Source organism: Burkholderia sp. BE17, from assembly GCF_009362305.1.
GTDB lineage: Bacteria > Pseudomonadota > Gammaproteobacteria > Burkholderiales > Burkholderiaceae > Burkholderia > Burkholderia pyrrocinia_C.
The window spans coordinates 105,903-131,457 of the sequence record NZ_WHNU01000003.1 but is presented as its reverse complement, the minus strand read 5'-3'; the positions used below and the strand labels follow the sequence as shown (position 1 = coordinate 131,457).

Below are 25,555 nucleotides of genomic sequence, written 5' to 3'. Positions count from 1 at the left end.
GTGCATGGCCGTGCGCCGTGGCGCCGGAGGCGCTGCTGTAGCGCGGCAGGACAGGCACCGCACTGCAAAGTCCCCGCCGTTGGTTTACTCTGCCTCGCAGCATTGCTCAGACAGATCGGCCATCCGGCCGAGTTCGTTTCAACCCGCCACTCGGAGACACTATGTACAAGCGTATTCTGGTTGCCGTCGACGGCAGCGACACGTCCCGCCATGCGTTCGATGCCGCGCTGGCGCTCGCGAAAGCGCACGGCGCCGAGCTGCAACCGTTCTACGTCGTCGAGAACGCCGCGATCTACTACAACGTGCCGGGCTACGATCCGTCCGTGCTGCGCGATCAGCTCGTCGCGCAAGGCAACGAGCTCGCGAAGGATTTCACGAAGCAGATGCAGGCAGCGGGCGTGAAAGGCGACACGCGGCTGACCGAAGCGACGTCGCTCAACGATGTATCGCAGCTGATCCTCGAGGGCGCGAAGGCGTTCGGCGCCGATCTGCTCGTGCTCGGCACGCACGGCCGCCGCGGGTTCCGCCGTCTCGTGCTCGGCAGCATCGCCGAACAATGCGTGCGGCACGCGACGCTGCCCGTGCTGCTGATTCCGGCCGCCGCCAACACGGACGAGCAAGCCGCGTGAACGGTGTTCGACATCCGCGGCCGGTCGCGACGTTTTGTCACCCGACAGCGACAACTTGCGGTGGGACAATGATTCAGTCGATTCAACGCCGGAGTAAACGATCATGCTGACGCCCGTCGCCACACGTACCGCCGCCACGTCTCACGCCGGCAGCTGGGCTCCTCGCCAGGCCGCGCACTGCTCGACGTGCGCAATGCGGCACCTGTGCATGCCGCAGGGCCTGGCGCCCGAAGCGCTCAGCCGCCTCGAGTCGGTCATCTGCGCGGCGCGCCCCGTCAAGCGCGGCGAAGCGCTGTTCCGCGAAGGCGACGCATTCGACAACCTGTACGCGGTGCGCTCGGGTTCGCTGAAAACCGTCGCCACGCGCCATGACGGCCGCGAACAGGTCACGGGCCTGCATCTCGCGGGCGAAGCGCTCGGCCTCGACGGCATCTGCGACGACACGCATCCGCGCACCGCGGTCGCGCTCGAAGACAGCTCCGTCTGCGTGATTCCGTACAGCGCGCTGAAGGCGCTGTGCTCGGAAGCCGGCTCGATGCAGTTGCGCATGCACAAGCTGATGAGCGAACAGATCGTGCGCGAAACGTCGCAGACGATGCTGCTCGGTTCGCTGAATGCCGAAGAACGTGTCGCCGCTTTCCTGCTCGACGTATCGTCGCGCTACCTGAAGCGCGGTTACTCGCCGTCGGAATTCAACCTGCGGATGACGCGCGAAGACATCGGCAGCTACCTCGGCATGACGCTCGAAACGGTCAGCCGCACGCTGTCCAAGTTCCAGAAGCGCGGCCTGATCGAAATGCAGGGCCGCCACGTGCAGATCATCGACTTCGACGGCCTGCATCACGTCTGATCGCGCACGGCGCGCGCATCTCGCGCGCCGCCTGCTTTACGTTACCGATCAATCGAGAAACAGCGCGGCGCGCGCCTTCAGCGCCGCGCTGAAATCGTCGAGCCAGCCGATCGACAGACGCCAGCTCTGCCAGTAAAGATCGATGTCGACGGTGCGCCCGCGCGACATGTCGACCAGTTCGCCCGCCGCCAGCTGGCGGTCGACCATCCGGTCCGGGCACATCCCCCATCCCAATCCCGTTTCGCATGCGCGCAGATAGCCCGCGACGTGCGGTATCCAGTGCTGCGGCGGATCGAGATCCGCGCGCGTCACGCGCCGGATGAAACGCGCCTGCAGCCCGTCCTTCGGATTGAACATCACGCACGGCGCACGGCGCAACGCATCGCGCGTGATGCCCGCGCCGAAATAGCGTTCGTAAAACGCCGGCGAGCACACCGCGCGATAGCGGATACGCCCGAGCCGCTCCGACCGGCATCCCTGGATAGGCTCGGCCTGCGCGGTCACGGCGCCCTGCACGCTGCCGTCTCGGATGCGCGCCGCCGTGTAGTCCTGGTCGTCGATCACGAGGTCGAGCAACGTCTCGCGCTCCGTGCAGAACGGCCCGACCGCGTCGATGAACCACGTCGCGACGCTGTCGTCGTTGACGGCCACGCGCAACATCGGCCATGCGCTCGCGATCTGGCCCGGCAATGCCGGCATCCGGCCGCCCAGTTCGGCCTCGAGCAGTTGCACGCGCTCGGTATGCCGGCACAGCAGCGCGCCCGACGTCGTCGCGACGCACGGCTGCCCGCGCTTGACGAGCACGCTGCCGACGCGCTCCTCCAGCAGCTTCACGCGCTGCGACACCGCCGACGGCGTGACGTTCAGCTCCTTGGCCGCGCGCTCGAACGAGCCGTACCGGATCACGGCCGCGAGGGCATCGAGCAGGGCGTAGTCGAGCATTAGAATTCCTTAATCCGCATTAGGTGAATTAGCTTCTCTTATTTTCATGCTGACCGCAGACTAGCGCTACCCGATTCATCCGTCTACTGCTTCCACTGCTGTCACCACCATGAACTGGCTCGCTTTTTCCCACGGCGCCGCACTGTGCGCGTCGCTCATCGTCACCATCGGCGCGCAGAACGCGTTCGTGCTCCGCCAAGGCATCATGCGCTCGCATGTCGGCAAGATCGTGCTGCTGTGCGCGCTGTCCGACATGATCCTGATCGGCGCCGGCGTCGGCGGCGCATCGGTGCTCGTCGAGCGGTATCCGACTTTCGTCCACGCGGTGCTGTATGTCGGCCTCGCGTATCTCGCATGGTTCGGCATCAACGCGCTGCGCCGCGCGTTCAAGCCGGGCCACGCAACGCTCGACGTGCGCGGAGACGCGGTCGCGCCGCCGCCGCAGAGCGGGCTCGCGATCGTGATGATGACGCTCGCGTTCACGTGGCTCAACCCGCACGTATATCTCGACACGTTCCTGCTGATCGGCACGGCCGGCGCGCGCGAGCCGGAAGGCGCGCGGCTCGCGTTCGCGATCGGCGCGATGGCGGTCAGCGTCGTGTGGTTTCTCGGGCTCGGCTACGGTGCGCGATTGCTCGCGCCGTGGTTCCGCAAGGCCGTTGCGTGGCGCGTGCTGGATGGCGCGATCGGCAGCATGGTGCTGTTTCTCGCGGCGGTGCAGTTGCGCTGACCGACTCGCCGACGCACGGGCGGCTGCTTGCCGCCCGTCTGCCGATCTGCTCCGGCGCAGCGTCGGGGCATCCGTCCCTCCCACCCGCTTCCGCCGACACGGCATCCCGCTTCCCGCAGCACATCGCCGCCGCGAAATTCAGCTCCAGATCCAACGCAGTCGTACGGACCACCAACTTGACGGACGATGCGTCCGTCATCTGTCCCAAGCCGTCCATCATCGCGGCGACACGCCGCCTGCACGAATCCGATCGATCGGCGAGAATGTCCGGTGTCCTGCGACAACGGCGCAACCGCTTCGCGCACCCCGCCGTCTCGTCGCGCTCGACCTGGCCAATCGCGCAGTTCAATCCCGTCACCCCACCGATATCGGAGCAGAACATGGCACTACGCACTCTCGGCACGTCGAGCATCCAGGTTTCGCCGCTCGCCTTCGGCGGCAACGTCTTCGGCTGGACCGTCGACGAGAACGCATCGTTTTCGCTGCTCGACGCGCTCGCCGACACCGGCATCAACTTCATCGACACGGCCGACGTCTATTCGGCCTGGGCGCCCGGCAACAGCGGCGGCGAATCGGAAACGATCATCGGCAAGTGGCTCAAGCGTTCCGGCAAGCGCGAGCAGGTCGTGATCGCGACCAAGGTCGGCCTGCTTTCTACACGCGCGGGCCTGACGAAAGACAACATCCTGAAGGCCGCCGACGATTCGCTGCGCCGCCTGCAGACCGACTACATCGACCTGTATTTCTCGCACCGCGACCTCGCCGATACGGCCCCGCTCGAGGAAACGCTCGGCGCGTACCAGACGCTGATCGACGCTGGCAAGGTGCGCATCATTGGCGCATCGAACTACAGCGGCGCGCGCCTGCGCGAAGCCGCCGACATCAGCAAGCGCGACGGCCTGCCCGCGTACCAGGTCATCCAGCCCGAGTACAACCTGATCGACCGCGCCGACTACGAACGCGATCTCGAGCCGGTCGTGCGCGACCTGAAGCTCGGCGTCGTCAACTATTACGCGCTCGCGAGCGGTTTCCTGTCGGGCAAGTACCGCAGCGAGGCCGACCTGAAGAAGAGCGTGCGCGGCGATCGCGTCGCCGGTTATCTCGACGAACGCGGCCTGCGCATTCTCGCCGCGCTCGATGCCGTGTCGGCGAAGCACGGCACGCAGCCGGCGGCGATCGCGCTCGCGTGGCAGATCGCGCGGCCGACGATCACCGCGCCGATCGCGAGCGCGACGTCGCTCGCGCAGCTCGAATTGCTCGGCGAAGCGATCCGCATTCAACTCGATCGGGACGACATCCGCCAGATCGACGAGGCCAGCACGACCTGAAGTCGTGGGCGGCAGGCCAGTCGATCGAATCGCGCGGTCTTGCGGTTCCGCAATCGGCCTGCGTCATCTGCGCTCCGCTATCGCCGCAGTCGCGGATGCGGATGCGGATGCGGATGCGGATGCGGATGCAGGAAAAATCGGGAATCTACGCGAACGTTACCGACGCGCAGCGGGCGGGCCACGTGACCGTCGAATTCCGCGACGGCAAGATCGGATACGACGAAGGCATTTCGCTCGGGCTGCCGTCGTCTTCGTCGAAGTGAGCCGGCGGCGCCCGTCAGCAGCGCGTATCGATACGCGCGTCGCCTAGCCGAAAATCGCACTCGCGTTTTGACTCGCACGGCCACTTCCGTTGACTCAGACGGACATCGATCGCGACGGCGGCGTGACACCGAAGCGCGGACCAAACAAGTGCGCGAACTACGCGGGATCGGAACACCCCGACTGAAGCGCGAGACGCGTGATGCTCGCCGCGTCGGCCCGGGTCTACGAAAGCACTTTAACGGCCGATTCGGCGCATGAACGCCGGATCGGCCTATCTGGCCAACTGTAGGGCGCCCGTTCCGGCGACGCTGGCACATCCATACACCGAATGCAGGATTCACACGCCTGCGCCGCACACCTCGTCACGCGCGCCCTGTAACCACGTGTAATCGATTCTCGGATCAATCCTCCGTACGCTGTCGATACTCTTCCGCCCGCCCGATTTCTCCGCTGGCGCTGCTTCGCAGGATGGGAGAGATGCCGGCGCCACGGGCGTCGTCACTCAGCAGCGTGTTCTTCAACGATAAAACGTGAAAGGAACTGCCATGTCTCATAGCTTGGATACCTTCAAATTCATCGATGTCCTGATTGCGTTCGATGTCGATGAGATCCTGAAAAAGAACAACAACTCGCTCGGCAGGGAGCCGGATAAGGCGACCTCGCTCGGGAACGACCCCGATTCCGTCTACATGATCACCCCGCTGGCGGATGCGGCGTATGGCTATGGCCAAGGCTCGGTGCAAGGTGTGTACCAGGGCGAGGCCGGCAGCAACTTGCTGCTCAAGGCCAATGTCAACGACGTGATTTACTGGCGCACCGTGTCTCTGACGGGCACGGAAAACTACAAGTGCTTCCTGTATAGCTTCAAAGCGATCACCCGCAACCTTCTGGGCGAGGTTGCGTACCGCACCGAGAACGTCGCCGAGCCTTACCCGGTACTGGGCTGGCCCGAAAGCAACGGTGTGAAAACAGAGCAGCGCGCGGACTACTGGGCGCAAGCCACCGTGCTCGCTCCCGGCCAAGAGACCTATGCGTTCGTCGTCGCCATTTACGACCGGCACGCGCAACTGAAGGGCTACGTCACCTGGGATGCTTACCTGACCATCAGCCACGGGTGATCTCGAACCGGCGCCTCGACAAGACCGCGACGTGATCGGCGCGAAGCGCCCGGCAGCACCGGGCGGGCGGAATCGGCCCGCCCGCCGCTTTCCGCCGGCGAATCCATCCCGCCGCCATGAAAGGACAAACGGCCAAGTCATAGAAACAGCAGTGCCGGATTCAGCTCCTGTTCGTCGCACGGCTGCGCGCGCCATCCCAGTTCCACCGGAACCGAATAAAGCCGTCGCGCGCCAAAACGCGGCCAGAAATGGCACAGCCCCGGCGCGATGACCTGCACCACGGACAAGCCGATGTCGGGCCGCGTCTTGTCGACGACGAGCACGTCGATGCCGGCCGCCGCGATGCGCCCGACGCAATACGCGAGCGCCGCCGGCAACGACGCGGCGTCGATCGGCTGCCACGTCGAGCGCGTCGTGCAGCGCACGCCGTTCGCCGGATACAGGAATCCGGTTGCCGACAGTTTGTCGCGATCCCACGGGTGCGGGGCATCCGCCGCGACATCGAGCAACTGGTTGACTTCGGTCAGCGCCCGCTGCACCGCGATTCGGCCGTCCGGATGGCAGCCGAAACCGATCGAGAAGCGTCCGTCCTGCGGATTTTCCGCGAGCGCGGCCACGGTCGGCACCCCGAGATCGGCGGTGATGTCGAGCGCCCACAAACGCCAACCGAACGTCGCATATTCACGCGCGAGCGCATCGAAATACGGATCGTCGAAACTCGCGAGATCGATGCCGGGGCGCGGGATCCGGTTGTACCACCAGATCGCGACCGCATCGCGCTCGATCAATTCGAGCATGCCCTGCAAGATCGCCTCGTCGACGCTCGATCCCGCCGCGCAGCCGTTCGGATTGTGCACGCATGCAGCGGGCGCCCGCGCGCTGTCGGGCGTTTCCGCATAGCAGTAGCTCAGCGGTACGAGGTGGCGCCTGCCGGTCACGAGCGACCAGGCCGGCGTCCAGTCGATGACGTCGCGCGCAGTGAAACGCGGCGGCACCTGCTTTCGAACATCGCGGGTCAATGCGTTGATCGCGTCGCGCGCGTCGAATTGCCGTTCGCTGAACTGCTGAAGATCGTTCACGTGAATCGGTGCGGCGTCGCATGCCGGATCGGCGAGCAGGCTTTCCATGCTTCCTGTCAGCGTCGCCTCGTCGCCTTGATACACGCTGCTGAACCGTTCGAGCGCCTCGCATAGCGCGCTCACGCGGGCTTGATCGTCGGTGCGGCCTTTGCCGGAGCAGATCCTGTCGAACCGGTTGCTGCCCGGCACGGCGGCCGGGCACACGAGAAAACCGGACGCATAAACCTTGCGCAGGCCCGCGTGTCGCTTCGGCATCGGGTGCAGATACGCGATCGCACCGCTTACCGGCGATATCAGATGGGCATAACGCTCGAACACCTGTTGCGGATCGGCGGTACGGTAGCCGCCGTCGGCACGCGCCAACGGCGCATGATCGGCGAGCCGCGGCGCCCGCGCCGCCTGCTCGCGCATCCACGCGGGATTGCCGCAGCACGGGCATTGCGGACGCTTCAGCACGCGGTGCCGCTCGGTGGCCAACGTGTCGATGCGCTGCGCCACGACATGCGTTTGCGACCGTTCCGATGCCGTGCGGTTGACCGCGATCTGCTCGACCGTCGCTGCCACGAGCGCCGCCGCTGCGGCTGCCCCGGCACGCGAGGCGGCCGGCGGCAGACGCGTCGCGTCGCTGCCGTGATGGCGCGCAAGCAGCGCCTCGACAGGCCGGTTGATGCGAATCCAGTAGCGCACGCATTCGATGCACGGCGCGTCGGCCAGCGCGCCGCGGCCGGCCAGCAGCGGCCCGATCAGCGTCTGCACGCCACCGGCCGCCACGACGAGCAATGCCCCGCCGCGCGCCGCCACGCGGGCGGCGCACGCGGCGAGATCGTCGCGGTCGTGCGTATCGGCGATCGCGACGGTCAATTCGGCGTCCGGCACGACATCGATGCCGGCCGTGTCGAGCGCGTGCCTGAGCGCCGCATCGTCGGCGCCGAACGCCTCGACCGCGACGCGCAGTTGCACGACGCGCGCGCAGGCCGCGTCGCCGTCGAGTCCGGCGCGCTCGAAGAAGCCGCGCGCCGCATCGTCGTCGTGCGGCGTGTCGGCGCGCACGTACCCGCGACGCACGAGGTGATCGAGCCGCGCGAGCACGTCCCATTCTCCAAACGTGCCGGCAAGCGATGTCACGATCTCGGCGATCGTCATCCGCGCCCGCAGGCAGGCGGCGATCCGCACGAAGATCGCGCCCGTCAGCATCGCGCGTTTGAATTCGTCGACGACGAACAGCGTCTCGGGGCCCGCATCGAGCACGAGCAGATGCGGTTTGAAGCGCAACACGCGCGAAAGGTCATCAAGCATCGTCGGGTTCCGTGCGGCGGGTCAACGGACATCGCGCGACCCGGGCAGCCGGCCCGGGTCGCGCGACGGTGCGCGGCTCGGCCGCGTCAGCTCAGCAGCAGGTGAACAGATAGCTCGCCCCGGCGTCGCAGTAGGCCGCGAGCGCGACGGCCTCTTCGTCCGGGGCCGTCGGTTGCTCCGGTATGCCGACCGTCATCACGTTGCGCGGCAGGTTCCAGCTCCCGCCACCCTTTCCGTCGCTCGTCCAGCCATGATCGCCGTCCGTTTTGACGACCTCGATGTCGATGATCCACGGGCACTGGTAACCGAAGTATTTCGCGAGCGTCTCCAGCGGCTTCTTCAGCAACTCGCCCTTGAACTCCGGGTTCCGCCATGAAAGCGCGATCGCACGCAGATAGACCTTCTGAAACTCCAGCATCGATTCGAGCGTCGGATTAGCGTTGTCCTTTGCCATGTCGGTTTCCCCAAGGTCATTCCATGATGGTGATGTGATTCGCGTTGTACGCGGCCAGTGCCTGCGCGAACTGCGCGTCGTCCGCCGGCGCGGGCGGCAGGAACAGGGTGAGCTTGTTTCTCTGGCCGGCCGTCCAGTCGCCGTTGACGCTCGGCGTCCAGGCCGACGACTTGGTCTGCACCTTCAGGTCGAGCTTGAACGGAAAGTGATAGCCGAAATGCTCGCGCAATGCCTGGACCGCATCGGCCTCGAGTTCGTCGACAAACGCCGGGGAATGCCACGCGAGGGCGATCGCCCGGATGACGGTTGCCCGGTATTCGAGAAACTGTTCGTACGTCGGTAATCGAAGATCCTTGCTCATCGGTATGTTCTCCTGATTGACGAATGGAACGACTTACGGCAACGACTGCAACATCGCTCCGGCGAGCCCGGCAATGCGGCCCATGCCCGCCGTTGTTGCGATTTCGCATGCGCGCCGGCACGCGGCCAGCGCGGCCACGCCGCCGCATCGCGGGTCGGCCTGGCGCAAGTACTCGCACTTCTTCAGCAGCAGCTGTGCTTCGTAATACCGTTCTCCGGTCGACTCGCACCATGCGAGGCACTGCTCGATCTGCGCGAGCGCGGCGCGGTAGTCGCCGTGCCCGGCATCCAGCTCGGCCAGCAGCGACGCGTAGTAGGTCAGGCCGAGCAGGCCGCCCGACTGCCGCTGCGCATCGAGATGCGCGACGACACCCGCGCGATCGCCTTGCGCCCACGCATGAATGATCGCGGCGTAGTGCCCGACCGCGCGCAGCCGATGCACGTCCGACAGACGCAGAATCGCTTCCGACAGCGTGCGGGCCGCGTCGCGATCGCCCGCCAGCTGGTGCATGCGTGCGAGGTACATCATCGTGACGCCGAGCGTCGGCAAATGGTCGAGGCAGGTCGCGCAATACACCGCGTCGCGCGCCAACGCGAGCGACGCCTGCGGATCGTCGTCCGTGCACCAGCGCACGCTCGCGAGCGATGCCATCGTCCACGCGCGCGTATCGAGCCCCAGGATGCGCCGATGGTCCACGTCGCGCCGCACGTCGTAGCCGGCCAGCACCGCGTCGAACGCGGCGCGGGCGCGGGTATAGTCGCCGTCGACCCACAGGCTCATGCCGCGCATCGCGTCCGCAGCGACCTGGACACCGGCATCGCCGCGCTCGGTCGCGAGCGCGTCGAGCCGCATGCTGATCCCGCGCACGGTGGGGCGATCGCCGGCGACGTGGTAGTAGGTCGACAGCGTCCATAGCGCGCTGATCTCGAGCTCCGGGTCGTCGAGCGTCTGCATCTGCCGCAACAGCTGCTCCGCATGCTCGCGCACCTGCGGATCCGCCCAGCCGAACCGTGCCATCGTCGCGTGCGTCAACGTGGCGCGGATGCGCGCGCTGTCGTGCTCGCGTTGCGCGTGGTCGGCGTTGCCGAGCCAGTCGAACACGGACTGCCCGTAGCGGATCGCGTCGTCGTACCGGGAACGTTCGAGTGCGCGGCGCGCCGCGTCGATACCGTGGGCGATCGCATCGGCGAAGGCGCCCGCGCGCGCGAAGTGCCCGGCGACGCCGAACGCATGCGCACCGGCGCCTCGATCGGCTTGCGCGACCAGCGCGCGGCCGACGCGTGCGTGGTTGCCGCGCCGCACGGCGGGCGGCATCGATTCATACGCCGCGTCGCGAATCAACGCGTGGCGGAACGAATAGAACACGCGATCGCGCCGATGTTGCGCGTACACGATCCGCTCCTCGAGCAGCAGCCGCAGATGCGCGTCGAGCGTGGCCCGATCATGCGGCGATGCGTCGGCAAGCAATTGCGCATCGACCTCGAGCCCGATGGTCGCGGCGAGCTGCGCGGTGTCGCGCGCGTCGTCGATCCGGTCGAACGCGAGTCCGAGCATGTCGCCGAGGCTGAGCGGCAGCGGATAAGGGTCCGTTGCCCGCAGCCCCGCGAGCGAGCCGTCCGCACCGCTCATCGTCAGCTCGCGCGCGACGGCTTCGATGAACAGCGGGATGCCCGCCGTGCGATGCGCGAGCTGGTCGAGCCAGGCCGGATCGAGCGCGCCCTGGCCCAGGCACGCCGATATCAGGCGCTGCGCGTCGTCGCGCGGCAAGCGGCGCAGCACCAGGCGTTCGGTCGCGCCGCGCCAGCGCCCGAGCTTGTCGGGGCGCGACGTGAACACGATGCCGAGGGCCGCTGCGCGCGGCGAGCGCTGCAGGTACGCAAGAAAGTCCTCGGTCGAGCGATCGATCCACTGGACGTCCTCGACCACGAGCAGCACCGGAGCGCCGTTGCCGAGCGACACGATCAGTTGCTCGAGGACGTCGAACAGCGCGTGTTGTTCGCGCGCACTCGACCACAGAAGGCCCTTCGCATCGCAGGGCAGCCCCAGCCAGGTCGCGAGCGCGACACGGGCCGCCGCGTGATCGCATTCGAGCGGCGCGATCATGGCGTCGATCGCCGCGAGCGCGAAACCGGCCGGGCTGTCGGCGTCGATATGCCAATGCGCGCCGATGAATCGCAGGATCGGAAACAGCGCATGATTCTCACGCTCGGGCAGGCACCCGCAATGCGCGAAGGCGTGGCCCTGGATCCGGACGGCCTCGCACAGCTCGTGCACGAGGCGCGACTTGCCGATTCCCGCGTCGCCGACGACAAGCCGCGGCACACCGTGCGGCGCAGGCTCGCCGCGCGTCACGCGACGATGTCGTGCGAGCGTCTCCTGCCACGCGCGCATCAGCGCGTCGAGTTCGCGCGCGCGGCCGACCATCGGCGCCCGCATGCCGGCGTCGAGCGAATCGAACGGCGTATCGGCACGACGCTCACCGAGCAATTCATGAACCGGCTGCGGCACGAGGCCCGCCCGCGCCAGCCGCAACGCGGTCGGCCGATAGTCGGCATGTCGCTCGAGCGCGAGCCGCGCATCGTCGCTGATCAGGATCTGCCCGGGCCCGGCAAGCCGCAGCAGCCGCGCCGCCGCCGCGGGCGCCGATACGCCCGACATGCGCGACGCATGTGTGAGAACTTGCCCGACGTGAATCGCGGCGGCCACGTCGACACGCCAGCTTTCGCCACCGGCGGGGCCGCCGGCCGCCACCGGCGCCGGCAGCCGTGCGCGCTCGGCCATCCGCACCATGTCGAGCGCCGCGCGCGCCGCGCGGCGCGCCGGCCGGTCGATGTCGCCTCGCAGGCCGAAATGGAACAGCAGCGTGTCGCCGAGCCGTCCGTCGACCTGCGCGCCATAACCGACGGCGATGTCGGCGCACTTCGTCAGCCATTGCTCCTCGTAGCCGTCGAGCAAGTCGCCGTGATCGGTTCCGGCGTGGCGTTGCCGGCCCTCTCCGGTAATCGTCACGCAACAGCACAGCGTGGTGATCTGCCGGTACTCGCCAGCCGTTGCGACCGTGTCGCTGCGCGGCGCGAACGGGCGCGGATGCGTCTGCCCGCTTGCGCGGCCGGCATCGAACTGGCCGACGAGGGCGGCGAAGTTGAGCGCGCGAAACGGCTCCGCGAGTTCGTCGGCCGACGCGGCGCGCTGTTCCGGATTCTTGCTCAGCGCGCGCCGCAATACCGAGCCGAGCGGATGCGACGCGATCGATGGCGGCAGCGCGACATCCACCGGGCTGAGCTGCTGATAGAGAATGTCGGCCACGCTCGCGCCGCGCATGACGACTTCGCCCGTCAGGCATTCGATCACGACCAGGCCCCACGCATACAGATCGCTCCTGGGCGTCGGCGGCTCGTTGCGCAATTGCTCGGGCGCGCAATAGGGCGGCGAGCCGAGCACCTCGGTCGCCAGCGTCGAGGTCTGGCGCGCGATGTCTTCCGTGCCGGGCAACAACGCGCCGATGCCGAAATCGAGGAGCTTCGCGTGCGGCCCGTCGTCGGCCATCGTGATCGCGATGTTCTGCGGCTTCAGGTCCCGATGCACGATGCCGCGCCGATGCGCGGCCGCGAGCGCGTCGAGCACCTCCGTCATCAGCCGGCCCGTGTCGACGGCCGACAGCGGCCCCTGAGCCGCGAGCCGGTCGCGCAGGGTCCGGCCGTGCACCAGCTCGAATACGGCGAACAGCCGGCCGTCGGGCGCTTCCCCCTGGTCCAGCAACGCCACGATGTTCGGGTGCCGCAGCGCCTCGCACAGGCTCGTCTCGCGCTGAAAGCGCGCACGCCGGCGCACGCGCTCCGTCGCGGTCCGCGCGGCGTCATCCCGCATCAGCTTGATCGCGACGTCTTGTCCCGTCTCGCCGCAGGTCGCGCGAAACACCACGCCATTGCCGCCTTCGCCGAGCAGCGAGCCGAGCCGGTAATGCCGCTTGCCGGCAAGTTCCGCGAAAGGCGCGGCGGGCTGGCGCGATTGCCGGGGTTCAAGTGCTTCCGGCGCGACGGGCGCGCGGGGCGCTATCGACAACACGGCCGGTTCTCCCGTGCTCACGAGTAGTGGACGACCGGGTCCGGCGCCGGACGATGCACGCCGATACGCGGCTGGGCGCCCGGCACCGACTGGCATTCGAGATGCTCGCCGCGCATGACGCGGAACGGAAAATCGCCGAACCGGACGCTGCCGCGCCGGCGCTCGACGAGCTGGCTCGCGTCCAGCCCCGGCAGGGCCGCGAACTGGCTCCGGGCGCGGTGGATCTGCACGTTGACATGGGACGTATCGATGCCGAGCATGCGCGCCAGCCGATCGAGTTCGATCCAGCCTTGCGTGGCGGCGTCGTAGCCAGCCTGCATGTCGGCCGAGCGCGCCCGGGCGAGCGTGACGAGACTGTAGTGATGGGCGCGCTCGCCGAGGTCGACCACGCCGCCGCGGACATGCAGCAGCATGCGCACGTGCTCTTCGTCCCGGCTGACGAAGAACTCGAGCAGTTGCGCCGGCACGGCCGGATCGGCGGGCGCGGCGAGCATCATCGTCGAGCCGTTGCGCACGACCGCCAGGCGCCACGTGGCGTCGCCGGTCGATACTTCATCGCCGTCATGGAGCGCGCGCGGCGGCAACGTGTCGTCGCACAGCCATTCGCCGGCCGGCGACCGGACGATCGTGACCGGCGGCGCGGCGCGTGCGGCCAGGATCTGACGCGGCGCGAGCACGATCGGATGCGCGGCGCCTCGTATCGGCCACAACGTATCGGCCGGATCGTCGAGCGCATCGACGCGCCACGGCGCAATGCCTGCCCTGCCGAACCGGATCACGTCGCCCTGTTGCAGCACCGCGTGCTCGCCGTCGCGCAACGGCACGCCCGACACCGACGTGCCGTTGCTGCTGTGATCGTGGAGCTCCCACCGCCCGCCGATCCAGCGGATATGGGCATGAACACGGGAGACCGACGCATCCCGGATGACCGTGTCGCAGCGCGCGGCATCGCGGCCGAACACGTGATACGCGCGGAGCAGGCATGCTTCTCCGGATGAATCGTTCTTGAGTATCGCCATGGCAGCCCCGCGTCGGATTCGCCCGGATCGCTCGAGTGACGCATCGGCGCTGCCGGGCAAGCGATTGATTCGATGATCGCGAACAATGTCGACCGTTCGCCGCTTCGTTACCTGTTTTCTCGTCAGCTTCCTTTCGAATCGTTGCTCATCCGGCACCTGTCATTTCGATCAATTGAATTGTCGACCGTTTTGTTGTTTTAAAAGCGAGCAACCTGTTGAAAATCCTGCCAAATAAAATCACGCGCCGCAACCGGAATACTCAATTCGGCGTTTTATATTGCAATGCTTTACATTTTCGACGAATTTTCGGGTTGCAAATTAAGGGTCGAAAATATTCATCGCCGCGCAAGCCATGACCGACGTGCGTTGCCGGGACGAGATCACATTGAATGACGGGGTTGATTCAAACACCTTTGCTGCCGCGGAAATTTTGTTTGATGAATCGGAAATAAATTAAACCATTTCGGTAATTCAAATAATTACCGCCGACGTTTTTAAAATCAGCATTACTTCATTTATTCCGACAGGCCGTTGCACCACGGCGAGTTTCTCGCTGCGTCAGCGGCAGGCGAATGCGAGGCGGCATGGTTGTGCCTCACGATCAATGGCTCGCGGCAACGGCGAAATCAGACCTTACGGCGATCGTCCTGTCGACTCGCAAAAGAGGTTGAGGGAACGCTTCGACGGGAACCCTCATCGCAAGCAGACGGACACGGTCGCCCCTCCATCCCACCCCAATAAATCCCCTTGACGACCTATCTTTCGATATATATCTTTAGATATGTTTTACGACATATAGGACACGATCATGCGACACAACCCCTCCCGCGGCCATGCCCGATGCGACGGTCATGGTGCGCATGCCCGCCCTGACTGGTTCGCCGGTCTCTGGTACGCGATCGGCCGCCACCGTCGCGGCCACGATCCGTTCGGTGGCGGCCCGTTCGGCGGCCGTGGCGGGCGCGGCGGCTTTGGCGATTTCGGCGACGACGGCATGCCGCGCGGCCGCCAGTTCAGCTCCGACGATCTCCAGCTGCTGCTGCTCGCGCTGGTCGCCGAGCAACCGAGCCACGGCTACGAGCTGATCAAGGCGCTCGACACGCGTTCGAACGGTTTCTACAGCCCGAGCCCCGGCATGGTGTATCCGGCGCTCACGTATCTCGAGGAAGTCGGCTTCGTCGCATCGCAGGCGGAAGGCAATCGCAAGCGTTATGCGCTGACCGACGCCGGCCGCGCGCATCTCGACGCGCAGCGCGAACGCGTCGACACGCTGTTCGCACGCCTCACGCACCTCGCCCGCAAGATGGAATTCATGCGCCGCGCGTTCGCCGGGGAATCGGCCGGCAACGACGCGCAGGACGAATCGCAGGCCGGCTGGCTGCCGGAGTTCGTCGACGCGCGCGTCGCGCTCAAGCGGGCGCTGCTGCACAAGAGCGCAGCCGGCCCCGACGAACAGCGCCGCATCGCGGCAATCATGCGCCGCGCGACGGCCGAAATCGAAGGCGGCACCGGCGCGTAATCCGCGCCGCCCCGTCAGAACCTAAGGAGAACGGATCGATGCAGAACACATCCGAGCGCACCGTAACCCGTGTGCGCCATACCCTCAAGTTTCGCCTGCTGCAGGTCCTGCGCGTGCATGCCGTGACGCCGCATCTGCTGCGCGTCACGCTCGGCGGCCCCGATCTCGCGGATTTCGAATCCGCATCGTTCGACGATCACGTGAAGGTGTTTTTCCCGCCGCCCGGCGCCGAACGGCCCGCGATGCCGACGCTCGGCGCGAACGGCCCCGAGTTTCCGGAAGGCGAACCGAAGCCGGTCGCGCGCGACTTCACGCCGCGCCGCTTCGACCGCGCCGCGTGCGAACTGGATCTGGAATTCGTGCTGAACCATCCGGGCCCCGCGTCACAGTGGGCTGCGCAGGCACGCGTCGGTCAATGGCTGGGTATCGGCGGGCCGCGCGGTTCGTTCGTCGTCCCGACCGGCTTCGACTGGCACCTGCTGATCGGCGACGACACGGCGCTGCCGGCTGTCGCACGGCGCCTCGAGGAACTGCCGGCCGGTGCGCGCGCGGCGGTCGTGCTGGAAGTCGCAGATCGCACCGCGCAGATCTCGTTCGATACGCGCGCCGACGTGCATGAAATCTGGCGCTTCCGCGCCGAAGCCGACGCAGAGGACGGTGACGTGCTGCTGAATGCGGTTCGCGACCTGCCGCTGCCGCCGTCCGGCGACGGCTACGTGTGGGCGGCCGGCGAAGCGCTGTCAATGCGCGCGGTGCGTCAGCACCTGACCGGCGAGCGTGGCGTCGACAAGTCGCGCATCCGCGCGGCGGCCTACTGGAAGCGCGGCGCGGCGGCCGTGCACGAAACGCTGGAAGACTGACGCTGACTGGTACCCGGCTTGCGGGCGCCCGGCCGGCGAACGGGTGATGCGACCGTGGCGCCAGCGCACCGGCGGGCTTGGCATCGGCATCGCGGCTGGTATATATGTATGTCTGCGTCGCCGCTGTCGCGCGACAGCCGCCGCAGCCCGCCCAGGAGCGCCCGGTCATGACAAAAGAAAGCCACGCTTCGCCTTTCCTTCGCAACCTGAAGATCGCCGGCTATTGCGGCCTCGCCGCGGTCGTACTCGCGCTGTTCGTCGCGATGTGCGCGATCCTGAAGGAAAGCGCCCTTGAGCGCGACGCCGCGCAACACCCGGCCGATACGCCCGAACTGCACGATGCGGGCGGCGGCCCGTCCGCGTCGGCCGAATCGGCCCACACGCCCGGCTCGCCCGGCTGACGGCGTCCTGCCCGGCTTCCTTCCGCTTACGGCGCGTGCCGACGCCCCATCACGACTGCGTGCACCGAATCGCCGAGCCGTTCGAGCAGCGCGGTCGCGCGTTGTCCATACAGGTGCGCGGTCAATGCCCCAGCCGTACCGACCAGCACGCCGCCGGCCATGTCGAACGGCCAGTGCACGCCCGCATAGATGCGCCCCCACGCGATCGCCACGGCCATCGCGGCCATCACGTAACCGGTGAGCCGGGTCGTGCCGCCGAGCATCAGGCCGACCGCCACGCTCCACGCGAACGTCATGTGATCGCTCGGAAACGAGCTGTCCGGCGCGTGAGGAATCAGTTGCGTGCCGACGCCGGCCATGAACGGCCGCGGCGAGAACCAGAAATGCCCGATTACCTGTGCGAGCACGAGCGCCACGCATACGCCGACGCCGGCTTCGATCGCCTGACGCCGCGTCGGGCGCGCGCCGAAGATCCAGGTCAGCAGCAGCATCGCGGGCAGCGCATAGACGAGCCAGTCGGCGGCGAAGATGGCCAGGCGGGCCACGCCCGGCTGCGGCGCATGCCCGGCGTTGATGGCGGAAAAGAGGGCGAGATTGAGGTTCTGCATGAATCCGGTGGCGTGAGACGTAAAGATTCGACCGGTTGCCCGGTCGGACACGAACGATGCTAGGGTGCGCCCGCTTAAGCGATGCTTAATGCGGCAGGCCCGCGAGACAGGGCGCGACCGCCGCGGCGAACGCACTTAGAACCTGCAGTGCAACACAAGTTCACGCAATTGTCATATTTGCGCGCGACCGTCTCCCGGAAAGGCTCACCTGGCATCCCGTAAAGACTCACCTTTTTCACATCGTGGCGTCATCGACGCGTGCGAACATCGGGCCGCCGGGCGCCATCCAGGCCGTTTGCGTCGTTTGTCTCAATATTTGCGCCGTAAATCCGTCGAAATCGGCAACAATTAATTCCAAATGCGGCATCGCACAACGGCAACGCACAGGCATACGATTACGAGCACTCATCCACGAAGCGATCAACAACAAGGAGTCCGCATGAAACCCAGCGATGTCCGATCGAAAGCGTTTGCGATGCCGTTGACCAGCCCTGCCTTCCCGATGGGCCCATACCGTTTCGTCGACCGTGAGTTTCTGATCATCACGTATCGTACCGATCCGGACCGTCTCCGCGAAATTGTTCCCGAGCCGCTGCAGATCACCGAGCCGCTCGTGCATTACGAATTCATCCGCATGGCCGATTCGACCGGCTTCGGCGACTACACCGAAAGCGGCCAGGTGATTCCGGTCGAATACAACGGCCAGGCGGGCGGCTACACGCTCGCGATGTATCTCGACGATCACCCGCCGATCGCCGGCGGCCGCGAGCTGTGGGGTTTCCCGAAGAAGCTCGCGTCGCCCACCCTGCACGTGAATACCGATCACCTCCTCGGCACGCTCGACTACGGCAAGGTGCGCGTCGCGACCGGCACGATGGGCTACAAGCACAAGGAACTCGACATCGCCGAGCAGACGAAGCGCCTCGCCGGCCCCAATTTCCTGCTGAAGATCATTCCGCACGTCGACGGCACCGCGCGTGTGTGCGAACTGGTGCGCTACTACATGCAGGACATCAAGATGAAGGGCGCGTGGACGGGCCCCGCATCGCTCGAGCTGGCGCCGCACGCGCTCGCGCCGGTAGCCGACCTGCCCGTGCTCGAGATCGTCGAAGCCCGGCACCTCGTCGCAGATTTGACACTCGGTCTCGGCGAAGTCGTCTACGATTATCTGGCTCAGTAACACGTCCGCAGTCCTTTCTCCCTGTCAATCCTTTCACCACGGGAATTCGAAATGAGCAACCTGAATGGCAAGACCGCAGTCGTCACGGGCGCCGCGAGCGGCATCGGCAAGGAAATCGCACTCGAGCTCGCGAAAGCGGGCGCGGCCGTCGCGATCGCCGACCTGAACCAGGACGGCGCGAATGCGGTCGCCGACGAGATCAACAAGGCAGGCGGCAAGGCAATCGGCGTCGCGATGGACGTGACGAACGAGGAAGCCGTGAACAGCGGCATCGACAAGGTCGCCGAAACGTTCGGCTCGGTCGATATCCTCGTGTCGAACGCGGGCATCCAGATCGTCAACCCGATCGAGAACTACTCGTTCTCCGACTGGAAGAAGATGCAGGCGATCCACGTCGACGGCGCGTTCCTGACGACGAAGGCCGCGCTCAAGCACATGTACAAGGACGATCGCGGCGGCGTCGTGATCTACATGGGTTCGGTGCACTCGCACGAAGCGTCGCCGCTGAAATCGGCGTACGTGACGGCCAAGCACGGGCTGCTCGGCCTCGCACGCGTGCTCGCGAAGGAAGGCGCGAAGCACAACGTGCGCTCGCACGTCGTGTGTCCGGGCTTCGTGCGCACGCCGCTGGTCGACAAGCAGATTCCGGAGCAGGCGAAGGAGCTCGGGATCAGCGAAGAGGAAGTGGTGAAGAAGCTGATGCTCGGCAACACGGTCGACGGCGTGTTCACGACGGTGCAGGACGTCGCGCAGACGGTGCTGTTCCTGTCGGCGTTCCCGAGCGCCGCGCTCACCGGCCAGTCGTTCATCGTCAGCCACGGCTGGTTCATGCAGTAACGTCCTCGCCTCCCTGACGGGAGGCGATTCCCACACCTGGCGATGCACGTCCGCACCGGAACTTCCTGTTCCGCTCGAGCGTGTGCTTCCGCGTGTCGTTGCAGAAGTTCCAGACGTACTCCACCGCACGGATCCGTTTGTTCAGGAGTCCGTTGAGCGACTTCACGCGATAGCGGTAGACAAGGATCATGCTGGTCATTCTAACGATGGAATGCCGTCTGTCGACGTCACTCCTTTCCTCTCCGCCATCGATGGCGGGATTTCTCGGAGCAACTGATGAAACCGCATGCCCGTACCGAAAAGCAGGCCGTCGATGAGACGGACCTGCACGAAGCCGGCGCGCCGACCGCTGCGCGGTCATTGCCGTACGAAACGATCGCGCTCGTCCTGCAGGGCGGCGGCGCGCTCGGCGCGTATCAGGCCGGCGTGTTCGAAGGGCTGCACGAGGCGGGCATTCCGCTCGACTGGATCGCGGGCATCTCGATCGGCGCGCTCAACACCGCGCTGATCGCCGGCAACGCGCCCGAGCATCGCGTCGAGCGGCTGCGCGAGTTCTGGGAAACGATCTGCCAGCCGGCGTTCTTTCCGGCGATTCCGGCCGCGTTCGAATTCGCGCTGTTCAACAGCATCGACCAGATCCGCACGTTCTTCACCGCGTCGCAGGCTGCGAGCGCGATGATGCAGGGCCAGCAGGGCTTCTTCTCGCCGCGCTTCCCGCCGCCGCTGCCGGGCGTGTCCGATCATCCGGAAAAGATCAGCTGGTACGACACGTCGGCGCTGCGCACGACGCTGCTGAAGCTGTGCGACTTCGACCGGATCAATTCGGGCGAGACGCGCATATCGGTTGGCGCGGTCAACGTCGGCACCGGCAACTTCGTGTACTTCGACAACTCGCGCATCCGCCTCGCGCCCGAGCATTTCATGGCGTCCGGCGCGCTGCCGCCCGCGTTCCCGCCGGTCGAGATCGACGGCGAGTATTACTGGGACGGCGGTGTCGTGTCGAACACGCCGCTGATGGAAGTGCTCCGCGCACGGCCGCGCAGCGACACGCTCGCGTTCCAGGTCGATCTGTGGAGCGCGCGCGGGCCGCTGCCGCGCACGATGGCCGACGTCGCGGAACGCACGAAGGACGTGCAGTATTCGAGCCGCACGCGTTTCGTCACCGATACGCTGCAGCGCGAACAGCGCTACCGCAACGTGCTGCGCCACGTGCTCGAGCAGGTGCCGGAAGAGCAGCGCAAGAACGACCCGTGGTGCGTCGAGGCCGACGCGATGTCGAGCGGGAAGAAATACAACATCCAGCACCTGATCTATCAGCAGAAGGCGTACGAGCATCACTACAAGGACTATCAGTTCGGTCTGTCGACGATGCGCGACCACTGGTCCGCGGGTCTCGACGACATCCGCAAGACGCTCGCGGTCAAGGACGGCCTCGCGCTGCCCAACAACGACGCGGGCTTCGTGACGCACGACATTCACCGCCGCCGGTGATGCCGTGTGCGACGGATCGGCGCGATGCATGCGCCGGTCCGTCCTCTTCTCCGATCTCCGATTCGACATGCCGATTTTCATCGCACTGTTCGCGCTCATCGCCATTGGATGGGGCGCGGTTCACCTGTTTCACGTCATCGCCGCACAGTTCGGCCAGCCGGTCGCGATCGCGGCCGCCGTGCTCGCCGCCGCGATCCTGGTCGCACTGGTCGCGTGGTGGATCAAGCGCCGCCGCGACATCGCACCGAATACGAAGGAACAAGGCTGGACACACATCGTGCATCGCGCGTGGGGCGAGTTACGTGTGTCTGCGACGCAAGGGCTGCTGTGGCTGTCGCACGACGGCGCGGACGGCCGTTATACGCTGTCGCAGCTCGACGGCTGCCAGACCGCGCCGATCGGCGGCCGCTGGCATCTCGTCGTGCGCGTGCGCGACGCGGTCCGCAGCGAATGGAAGCTGCCGATGACGGACAAGCGCGATGCGCAGCGCTGGGCGCGCGTGCTGACGCTCGCGAAGGACAACCGGCTGTAAACCGGCTGAAACCGGCGAACGGATCGGCGCCGTCGTCGCGCGAGTTCAATGGTGATTTGCACGACGTCGCGCCGCTCACGTTTCGACTTTGCGCGCCCAACCGGTCATGCGCGGTTCATCTTCCCGTAAAAGCTCACCTTTGGCCGGCCTCAGGCCATATCGTCGCCCGCTGCGGCATTCAGGCCGGCCAGCGTCTCCGCCAGAAAATCCACGCATACGCGCACTTTCGCCGACGCCGCGACGCGTTCCGGATAAACCGCCCAGATGTTCGCGGGCTGGATCGCGTCCGGCAGCACGCGGCACAACGCGCCGCGTTCGATCAGCGGCCCGGCTTCCCAGATCGAGCGCAACACGATCCCGCGCCCGGCCAGCGCCCATTGCACGGCCACCTCGCCGTGGTTCGTCGACAGTGCGCCGCCGACCTTCACCGTGGCCGTTTCTCCACGCACGTTCAGCCGCCAGACGCCGAGCGGGTGATCGCGCTCCTTGATCGCGAGACAGTCGTGCGACGCGAGATCCGCGAGCGAACGCGGCGTGCCGCGTCGTGCGAGATAGTCGGGCGACGCGCACAGCACGCGGTAGTTCGCGGCGAGGCGGCGCGCGATCAGGTGATCGGATATCTCGTCGCCGATGCGCACGTCGAGGTCGTAGCCTTCGCCCGCGACGTCGACGAGCCGGTCGAACAGATCGAGCCGCACGTTCAGCTGCGGATAGCGTGCGGAGAAGTCGAGCAGCGCCGGCGCGACGACGTGCCGGCCGAAGCCGAAGCTGCTCGAAATGCGCAGCGTGCCGCGCGGCACCGTGCGCGTCGTCGACACGTCCTCGACGAGATGATCGACGTCGTCGAGAATCTTCTCGGCGCGCGCGAACACGCGTTCGCCGGCTTCCGTAACCGTCACGCGGCGCGTCGATCGATGCAGCAGGCGCGTGCCGAGTTGCGCCTCGAGCAGCGCAATGCGCTTGCTGACATAGGCGGGCGACACCGCGAGCTGCTCGGCGGCCGCACTGAAGCTCGTCAGACGGACGACCAGGCTGAACACGCGCAGGTCGTCGAGGTTCGGTGATTTATTCACGATTCGTGGAAAGTCGATTAACCTTTCGTGCGATTTTAATCCGAATGGAAATAAATAAAATGGCGTGACGTGCCACTGCATCCCCGGCAGCAGGCCGACCAGCCAAGGAGCTTTGCATGACCGACAGGACTTACAGAATTGCCGTGATCCCCGGCGACGGCATCGGCCGTGAAGTGATGCCCGAGGGCCTGCGCGCGCTCGACGCCGTGACCGCGCGCTTCGGCATCCGCTTCGATTTCGTGCAGATCGACTGGGCGAGCTGCGACTACTACGCACAGCACGGCCAGATGATGCCGGACGACTGGAAGGCGCAATTGTCGGGCATGGACGCGATCCTGTTCGGCGCGGTCGGCTGGCCCGCAACGGTGCCCGATCACATCTCGCTGTGGGGCTCGCTGCTGAAATTCCGCCGCGAGTTCGACCAGTACATCAACCTGCGGCCCGCGCGCCTGTTCGACGGCGTGCCGTCGCCGCTCGCCGGCCGCCGCCCGGGCGACATCGATTTCATGATCGTGCGCGAGAACACCGAGGGCGAATATTCGTCGGTCGGCGGCACGATGTTCGAAGGCACCGACCGAGAAGTCGTGATGCAGCAGTCGATCTTCACGCGTCACGGCACCGAGCGCGTGCTGAAGTTCGCGTTCGAGCTCGCGCAGCGGCGCGCGAAGCGTCTCACCGTCGCGACGAAGAGCAACGGCATCGCGATCAGCATGCCGTGGTGGGACGCGCGCGCGGCCGAGATGGCCGAACGCTATCCCGAGATCGCCGTCGACAAGCAGCACATCGACATCCTGTGCGCGCGCTTCGTGCTGCAGCCGGACCGCTTCGACGTCGTCGTCGCGTCGAACCTGTTCGGCGACATCCTGTCGGATCTCGGGCCGGCCTGTACGGGCACGATCGGCATCGCGCCGTCGGCGAACCTGAACCCCGACCGCACGTTTCCGTCGCTGTTCGAACCCGTGCACGGCTCCGCGCCCGACATCGCGGGGCAGTACATCGCGAATCCGGTCGCGATGATCTGGTCGGCGGCGATGATGCTCGACTTCCTCGGCAACGGTGCGGGCCGCGAACGCGAAGCGCACGATGCGATCGTCGCCGCGATCGAGGACGTGCTGCGCGCAGGGCCGCATACGCGCGATCTCGGCGGCACCGCGGGCACGCAGGAAGTAGGCGAGGCGATCGCCGCACGGATTGCAGGCTGACGGTCAGGCCCGGCGCGAGCGATCGCGCCGGGCAGCGGCTTCACGAATCAGCCGGCGGTGAGCGACACGCGATGCGGTTGCGCACCCGTGCGGGTTCCGATGCGTGCATCGCTGACGTCGAGCGGTGAGCAACGACACACTGCAACGCGCACTGCTTGCAGTGTCTTTCGTTGAAATCGATCCGATCGGTGAGTTGCACATCATGTTCACGCACACCGATCGCCAACGCACTGCCGAACCGACTCGATCGGTGAGATGCATCTCATGGTGAAGCACACCGTTGCGCGTCGATACGTGCATGACGCGATATCGACGTGACATGGCCGCCTCACCCGGCGCGATGCCGCGTCGATCTGCGCGAAGCACACAGCTTGACGCGACATTTCACCAAGTCCCGAAAAATCTCACCTTCAGCGCACCGGCTCCCGAACTTCCTCACCATTGCGCACAGCCGATGCGTTCGCCGATCCGCTGAACAGGCGCGGCGAGAACGTCACAGCCCGAGATCGGACAGCCCCGGATGATCGTCGGGACGGCGGCCGAGCGGCCAGTGATAGAGACGGTCCGCCTCGCGAATCGGCAGGTCGTTGATGCACGCGTGACGATGCGCCATCAGGCCGTTTTCATCGAACTCCCAGTTCTCGTTGCCGTATGAACGGAACCAGTTGCCTGCATCGTCATGCCATTCGTACGCAAAGCGCACTGCGATGCGATTGCCGCCGAACGCCCACAGCTCCTTGATCAACCGGTAGTCGAGTTCGCGCGTCCATTTCCGCTGCAGCAGCCCGACGATCTCGTCGCGGCCGGTCACGAATTCCGCGCGATTGCGCCATTGGCTTTGCGGCGTATAGGCGAGCGACACGCGCTGCGGGTCGCGCGTATTCCACCCATCCTCGGCGGCGCGCACCTTCTGGCGCGCCGATTCGAGCGTAAAGGGCGGAACGGGGGGACGGACTTCGGGGGAAGCTGACATGAGTTGCTCCTGTTCAGGGTTCTGGCCGCGGACGCCCGCGGCCGGTCGGATTCGCTGCATCGACTACCGCGAAACGGTGTCGAGCAGCAGTTCGGCCGTCGCGCGCGCATCGCGCGCGGCGTTTGCATCGCCGCTGACGAGCGCCACGCCGATCGCGCCGTCGATCAGCACGAGCCACTGGCGCGCAATGCGCGCGAGCCCGCGGCGCTCGATTCCCGTTTCGTCGGCATACGCATCGAACCGCTCGCGCACGAATGCCAGCAAACGCGCCTTGTGCATACGCGCGACGACGCGCACGGGATCGTCGGCGTCGGGAATCTCGCCCGACGCGTTCAGGAAAGCGCAGCCATGAAAGTCGGGCTGCCCGAACCAGTCGCGCAGCACGTCGAACATGCCGAGCAACTGCGCGCGCGGCGCCTTGCCGCGCGCATAGGTTGCGTCGACGAACCAGCGCATCCAGCGCTCGTCGCGTCGTTCGAGCGCGGCGACCACCAGCGCCTCTTTCGATTCGAACTGCGAATAAAAGCTCTTTCGTGCCGCGCCGGACCGCTTCACGATCGCGTCGACACCTGTTGCGTGGATGCCGCCCGAATAAATCAGCGCTTCGGCCGCGTCGAGCAGCCGGTCGCGAACGCCCGGTTCGCCGGAAGTGTCGTGTCGTGTGTTCATGCGTTTACGGTAGAACGATCGTTCTCCCACGTCAACTCCTGTGTGAAATGGCCATATCGGCGAAAGGGCTGAATC

The 25,555-nt window shown here is 66.4% G+C and carries 24 protein-coding genes and 1 pseudogene; 14 read left to right on the top strand and 11 right to left on the bottom strand.

What is annotated here, in order from left to right:
• Positions 1 to 161 precede the first annotated feature (161 nt).
• Both GD429_RS04535 and fnr read left to right on the top strand, forming a co-directional pair.
• Positions 162 to 629 (top strand): universal stress protein, encoded by a 468-nt coding sequence (locus GD429_RS04535; RefSeq protein ID WP_152855864.1) that lies wholly within the window; start codon positions 162 to 164, stop codon positions 627 to 629.
• Between the two features lie 103 nt (positions 630 to 732).
• Positions 733 to 1,479, top strand: coding sequence for a fumarate/nitrate reduction transcriptional regulator Fnr (fnr, locus tag GD429_RS04530; protein WP_152855863.1), 747 nt, complete (start codon positions 733 to 735; stop codon positions 1,477 to 1,479).
• A gap of 48 nt (positions 1,480 to 1,527) precedes the next feature.
• On the opposite strand, the gene GD429_RS04525 is transcribed toward fnr, so the two are convergent.
• Complete coding sequence (locus GD429_RS04525; protein ID WP_105391326.1) at positions 1,528 to 2,421, bottom strand: LysR family transcriptional regulator ArgP; 894 nt, start codon at positions 2,419 to 2,421, stop codon at positions 1,528 to 1,530.
• Between the two features lie 109 nt (positions 2,422 to 2,530).
• Between GD429_RS04525 and GD429_RS04520 the strand changes: the two genes are divergently transcribed.
• From GD429_RS04520 to GD429_RS04510, 4 genes are all read left to right on the top strand, one after another.
• Positions 2,531 to 3,151, top strand: coding sequence for a LysE/ArgO family amino acid transporter (locus GD429_RS04520; RefSeq protein ID WP_152855862.1), 621 nt, complete (start codon positions 2,531 to 2,533; stop codon positions 3,149 to 3,151).
• A 380-nt stretch (positions 3,152 to 3,531) separates the two neighbouring features.
• A complete protein-coding gene (locus GD429_RS04515) occupies positions 3,532 to 4,479 on the top strand; it encodes an aldo/keto reductase (protein WP_152855861.1) in 948 nt (315 codons plus the stop codon).
• A 125-nt stretch (positions 4,480 to 4,604) separates the two neighbouring features.
• Positions 4,605 to 4,742 (top strand): hypothetical protein, encoded by a 138-nt coding sequence (locus GD429_RS40275; protein WP_193727058.1) that lies wholly within the window; start codon positions 4,605 to 4,607, stop codon positions 4,740 to 4,742.
• Positions 4,743 to 5,288: 546 nt separating this feature from the next.
• Positions 5,289 to 5,861: an AidA/PixA family protein gene (locus GD429_RS04510; RefSeq protein WP_152855860.1), complete on the top strand. Its 573-nt coding sequence runs from the start codon at positions 5,289 to 5,291 to the stop codon at positions 5,859 to 5,861.
• A 137-nt stretch (positions 5,862 to 5,998) separates the two neighbouring features.
• Here GD429_RS04510 and GD429_RS04505 read toward each other — a convergent pair whose 3' ends face one another.
• The 5 genes from GD429_RS04505 to GD429_RS04485 all read right to left on the bottom strand — a co-directional run bounded on the left by GD429_RS04505 (position 5,999) and on the right by GD429_RS04485 (position 14,135).
• Positions 5,999 to 8,236, bottom strand: a complete 2,238-nt coding sequence (locus tag GD429_RS04505) for a TOMM precursor leader peptide-binding protein (protein WP_152855859.1) — start codon at positions 8,234 to 8,236, stop codon at positions 5,999 to 6,001.
• 91 nt (positions 8,237 to 8,327) lie between these two features.
• Positions 8,328 to 8,690: a BMA_0021/BMA_0022 family TOMM bacteriocin gene (locus GD429_RS04500; protein WP_152855858.1), complete on the bottom strand. Its 363-nt coding sequence runs from the start codon at positions 8,688 to 8,690 to the stop codon at positions 8,328 to 8,330.
• A gap of 16 nt (positions 8,691 to 8,706) precedes the next feature.
• Complete coding sequence (locus tag GD429_RS04495; RefSeq protein WP_152855857.1) at positions 8,707 to 9,051, bottom strand: BMA_0021/BMA_0022 family TOMM bacteriocin; 345 nt, start codon at positions 9,049 to 9,051, stop codon at positions 8,707 to 8,709.
• A gap of 33 nt (positions 9,052 to 9,084) precedes the next feature.
• Positions 9,085 to 13,137, bottom strand: a complete 4,053-nt coding sequence (locus tag GD429_RS04490; RefSeq protein WP_321574401.1) for a TOMM system kinase/cyclase fusion protein — start codon at positions 13,135 to 13,137, stop codon at positions 9,085 to 9,087.
• The gene (locus GD429_RS04485) at positions 13,134 to 14,135 is read right to left on the bottom strand and encodes an FHA domain-containing protein (RefSeq protein WP_152855855.1); all 1,002 of its coding nucleotides are present in this window, start codon (positions 14,133 to 14,135) and stop codon (positions 13,134 to 13,136) included. Before GD429_RS04485 ends, GD429_RS04490 begins: the two co-directional genes overlap by 4 nt.
• Before the next feature lie 808 nt (positions 14,136 to 14,943).
• Between GD429_RS04485 and GD429_RS04480 the strand changes: the two genes are divergently transcribed.
• The 3 genes from GD429_RS04480 (at position 14,944) to GD429_RS04470 (ending at position 16,915) form a co-directional block, all read left to right on the top strand.
• Positions 14,944 to 15,654, top strand: coding sequence for a PadR family transcriptional regulator (locus tag GD429_RS04480; protein ID WP_152855854.1), 711 nt, complete (start codon positions 14,944 to 14,946; stop codon positions 15,652 to 15,654).
• Between the two features lie 38 nt (positions 15,655 to 15,692).
• Positions 15,693 to 16,514, top strand: coding sequence for a siderophore-interacting protein (locus GD429_RS04475; protein WP_152855853.1), 822 nt, complete (start codon positions 15,693 to 15,695; stop codon positions 16,512 to 16,514).
• A gap of 167 nt (positions 16,515 to 16,681) precedes the next feature.
• Positions 16,682 to 16,915 carry a hypothetical protein gene (locus GD429_RS04470; protein ID WP_034181811.1) on the top strand — a complete coding sequence of 78 codons (234 nt, stop codon included), beginning with the start codon at positions 16,682 to 16,684 and terminating at the stop codon, positions 16,913 to 16,915.
• 26 nt (positions 16,916 to 16,941) lie between these two features.
• On the opposite strand, the gene GD429_RS04465 is transcribed toward GD429_RS04470, so the two are convergent.
• Positions 16,942 to 17,523: an undecaprenyl-diphosphatase gene (locus tag GD429_RS04465; protein ID WP_152855852.1), complete on the bottom strand. Its 582-nt coding sequence runs from the start codon at positions 17,521 to 17,523 to the stop codon at positions 16,942 to 16,944.
• Positions 17,524 to 17,962: 439 nt separating this feature from the next.
• Between GD429_RS04465 and GD429_RS04455 the strand changes: the two genes are divergently transcribed.
• Together GD429_RS04455 and GD429_RS04450 are read left to right on the top strand one after the other, a co-directional pair.
• Positions 17,963 to 18,703, top strand: coding sequence for an acetoacetate decarboxylase (locus GD429_RS04455; RefSeq protein ID WP_152855851.1), 741 nt, complete (start codon positions 17,963 to 17,965; stop codon positions 18,701 to 18,703).
• A gap of 51 nt (positions 18,704 to 18,754) precedes the next feature.
• On the top strand, positions 18,755 to 19,540 hold the full coding sequence (locus GD429_RS04450) for a 3-hydroxybutyrate dehydrogenase (RefSeq protein ID WP_152855850.1): 786 nt from the start codon (positions 18,755 to 18,757) through the stop codon (positions 19,538 to 19,540).
• A 49-nt stretch (positions 19,541 to 19,589) separates the two neighbouring features.
• Here GD429_RS04450 and GD429_RS40905 read toward each other — a convergent pair.
• A pseudogene (locus tag GD429_RS40905) lies at positions 19,590 to 19,730 on the bottom strand (RNA-guided endonuclease TnpB family protein); the annotation flags it as partial.
• A gap of 86 nt (positions 19,731 to 19,816) precedes the next feature.
• Between GD429_RS40905 and GD429_RS04440 the strand changes: the two are divergent.
• Positions 19,817 to 21,031 carry a patatin-like phospholipase family protein gene (locus tag GD429_RS04440; protein WP_193727052.1) on the top strand — a complete coding sequence of 405 codons (1,215 nt, stop codon included), beginning with the start codon at positions 19,817 to 19,819 and terminating at the stop codon, positions 21,029 to 21,031.
• 67 nt (positions 21,032 to 21,098) lie between these two features.
• The gene (locus GD429_RS04435; RefSeq protein ID WP_152855849.1) at positions 21,099 to 21,563 is read left to right on the top strand and encodes a hypothetical protein; all 465 of its coding nucleotides are present in this window, start codon (positions 21,099 to 21,101) and stop codon (positions 21,561 to 21,563) included.
• A 149-nt stretch (positions 21,564 to 21,712) separates the two neighbouring features.
• On the opposite strand, the gene GD429_RS04430 is transcribed toward GD429_RS04435, so the two are convergent.
• Positions 21,713 to 22,636: a LysR substrate-binding domain-containing protein gene (locus GD429_RS04430; RefSeq protein ID WP_321574400.1), complete on the bottom strand. Its 924-nt coding sequence runs from the start codon at positions 22,634 to 22,636 to the stop codon at positions 21,713 to 21,715.
• A 116-nt stretch (positions 22,637 to 22,752) separates the two neighbouring features.
• Here GD429_RS04430 and GD429_RS04425 point away from each other — a divergent pair, with 116 nt between their 5' ends.
• Positions 22,753 to 23,838: a tartrate dehydrogenase gene (locus GD429_RS04425; protein WP_152855847.1), complete on the top strand. Its 1,086-nt coding sequence runs from the start codon at positions 22,753 to 22,755 to the stop codon at positions 23,836 to 23,838.
• 493 nt (positions 23,839 to 24,331) lie between these two features.
• Here the strand turns inward: GD429_RS04425 and GD429_RS04415 are convergent, their stop codons facing one another.
• Both GD429_RS04415 and GD429_RS04410 read right to left on the bottom strand, forming a co-directional pair.
• Positions 24,332 to 24,811, bottom strand: a complete 480-nt coding sequence (locus GD429_RS04415) for a DUF1348 family protein (protein ID WP_152855846.1) — start codon at positions 24,809 to 24,811, stop codon at positions 24,332 to 24,334.
• A 63-nt stretch (positions 24,812 to 24,874) separates the two neighbouring features.
• Positions 24,875 to 25,480 (bottom strand): TetR/AcrR family transcriptional regulator, encoded by a 606-nt coding sequence (locus GD429_RS04410; protein WP_152855845.1) that lies wholly within the window; start codon positions 25,478 to 25,480, stop codon positions 24,875 to 24,877.
• Positions 25,481 to 25,555 lie beyond the last annotated feature (75 nt).

Excerpts from the sequence above, each read along its gene's own strand:
- GD429_RS04520 (WP_152855862.1), top strand. The coding sequence starts at position 2,531 with ATGAACTGGCTCGCTTTTTCCCACGGCGCCGCACTGTGCGCGTCGCTC.
- GD429_RS04480 (WP_152855854.1), top strand. The coding sequence starts at position 14,944 with ATGCGACACAACCCCTCCCGCGGCCATGCCCGATGCGACGGTCATGGT.
- GD429_RS04455 (WP_152855851.1), top strand. The coding sequence starts at position 17,963 with ATGAAACCCAGCGATGTCCGATCGAAAGCGTTTGCGATGCCGTTGACC.
- fnr (WP_152855863.1), top strand. The coding sequence starts at position 733 with ATGCTGACGCCCGTCGCCACACGTACCGCCGCCACGTCTCACGCCGGC.
- GD429_RS04415 (WP_152855846.1), bottom strand. The coding sequence starts at position 24,811 with ATGTCAGCTTCCCCCGAAGTCCGTCCCCCCGTTCCGCCCTTTACGCTC.
- GD429_RS04535 (WP_152855864.1), top strand. The coding sequence starts at position 162 with ATGTACAAGCGTATTCTGGTTGCCGTCGACGGCAGCGACACGTCCCGC.
- GD429_RS04485 (WP_152855855.1), bottom strand. The coding sequence starts at position 14,135 with ATGGCGATACTCAAGAACGATTCATCCGGAGAAGCATGCCTGCTCCGC.
- GD429_RS04440 (WP_193727052.1), top strand. The coding sequence starts at position 19,817 with ATGAAACCGCATGCCCGTACCGAAAAGCAGGCCGTCGATGAGACGGAC.
- GD429_RS04450 (WP_152855850.1), top strand. The coding sequence starts at position 18,755 with ATGAGCAACCTGAATGGCAAGACCGCAGTCGTCACGGGCGCCGCGAGC.
- GD429_RS04515 (WP_152855861.1), top strand. The coding sequence starts at position 3,532 with ATGGCACTACGCACTCTCGGCACGTCGAGCATCCAGGTTTCGCCGCTC.
- GD429_RS04465 (WP_152855852.1), bottom strand. The coding sequence starts at position 17,523 with ATGCAGAACCTCAATCTCGCCCTCTTTTCCGCCATCAACGCCGGGCAT.
- GD429_RS04410 (WP_152855845.1), bottom strand. The coding sequence starts at position 25,480 with ATGAACACACGACACGACACTTCCGGCGAACCGGGCGTTCGCGACCGG.
- GD429_RS04525 (WP_105391326.1), bottom strand. The coding sequence starts at position 2,421 with ATGCTCGACTACGCCCTGCTCGATGCCCTCGCGGCCGTGATCCGGTAC.
- GD429_RS40275 (WP_193727058.1), top strand. The coding sequence starts at position 4,605 with ATGCAGGAAAAATCGGGAATCTACGCGAACGTTACCGACGCGCAGCGG.
- GD429_RS04470 (WP_034181811.1), top strand. The coding sequence starts at position 16,682 with ATGACAAAAGAAAGCCACGCTTCGCCTTTCCTTCGCAACCTGAAGATC.
- GD429_RS04435 (WP_152855849.1), top strand. The coding sequence starts at position 21,099 with ATGCCGATTTTCATCGCACTGTTCGCGCTCATCGCCATTGGATGGGGC.
- GD429_RS04505 (WP_152855859.1), bottom strand. The coding sequence starts at position 8,236 with ATGCTTGATGACCTTTCGCGCGTGTTGCGCTTCAAACCGCATCTGCTC.
- GD429_RS04500 (WP_152855858.1), bottom strand. The coding sequence starts at position 8,690 with ATGGCAAAGGACAACGCTAATCCGACGCTCGAATCGATGCTGGAGTTT.
- GD429_RS04510 (WP_152855860.1), top strand. The coding sequence starts at position 5,289 with ATGTCTCATAGCTTGGATACCTTCAAATTCATCGATGTCCTGATTGCG.
- GD429_RS04475 (WP_152855853.1), top strand. The coding sequence starts at position 15,693 with ATGCAGAACACATCCGAGCGCACCGTAACCCGTGTGCGCCATACCCTC.
- GD429_RS04425 (WP_152855847.1), top strand. The coding sequence starts at position 22,753 with ATGACCGACAGGACTTACAGAATTGCCGTGATCCCCGGCGACGGCATC.
- GD429_RS04495 (WP_152855857.1), bottom strand. The coding sequence starts at position 9,051 with ATGAGCAAGGATCTTCGATTACCGACGTACGAACAGTTTCTCGAATAC.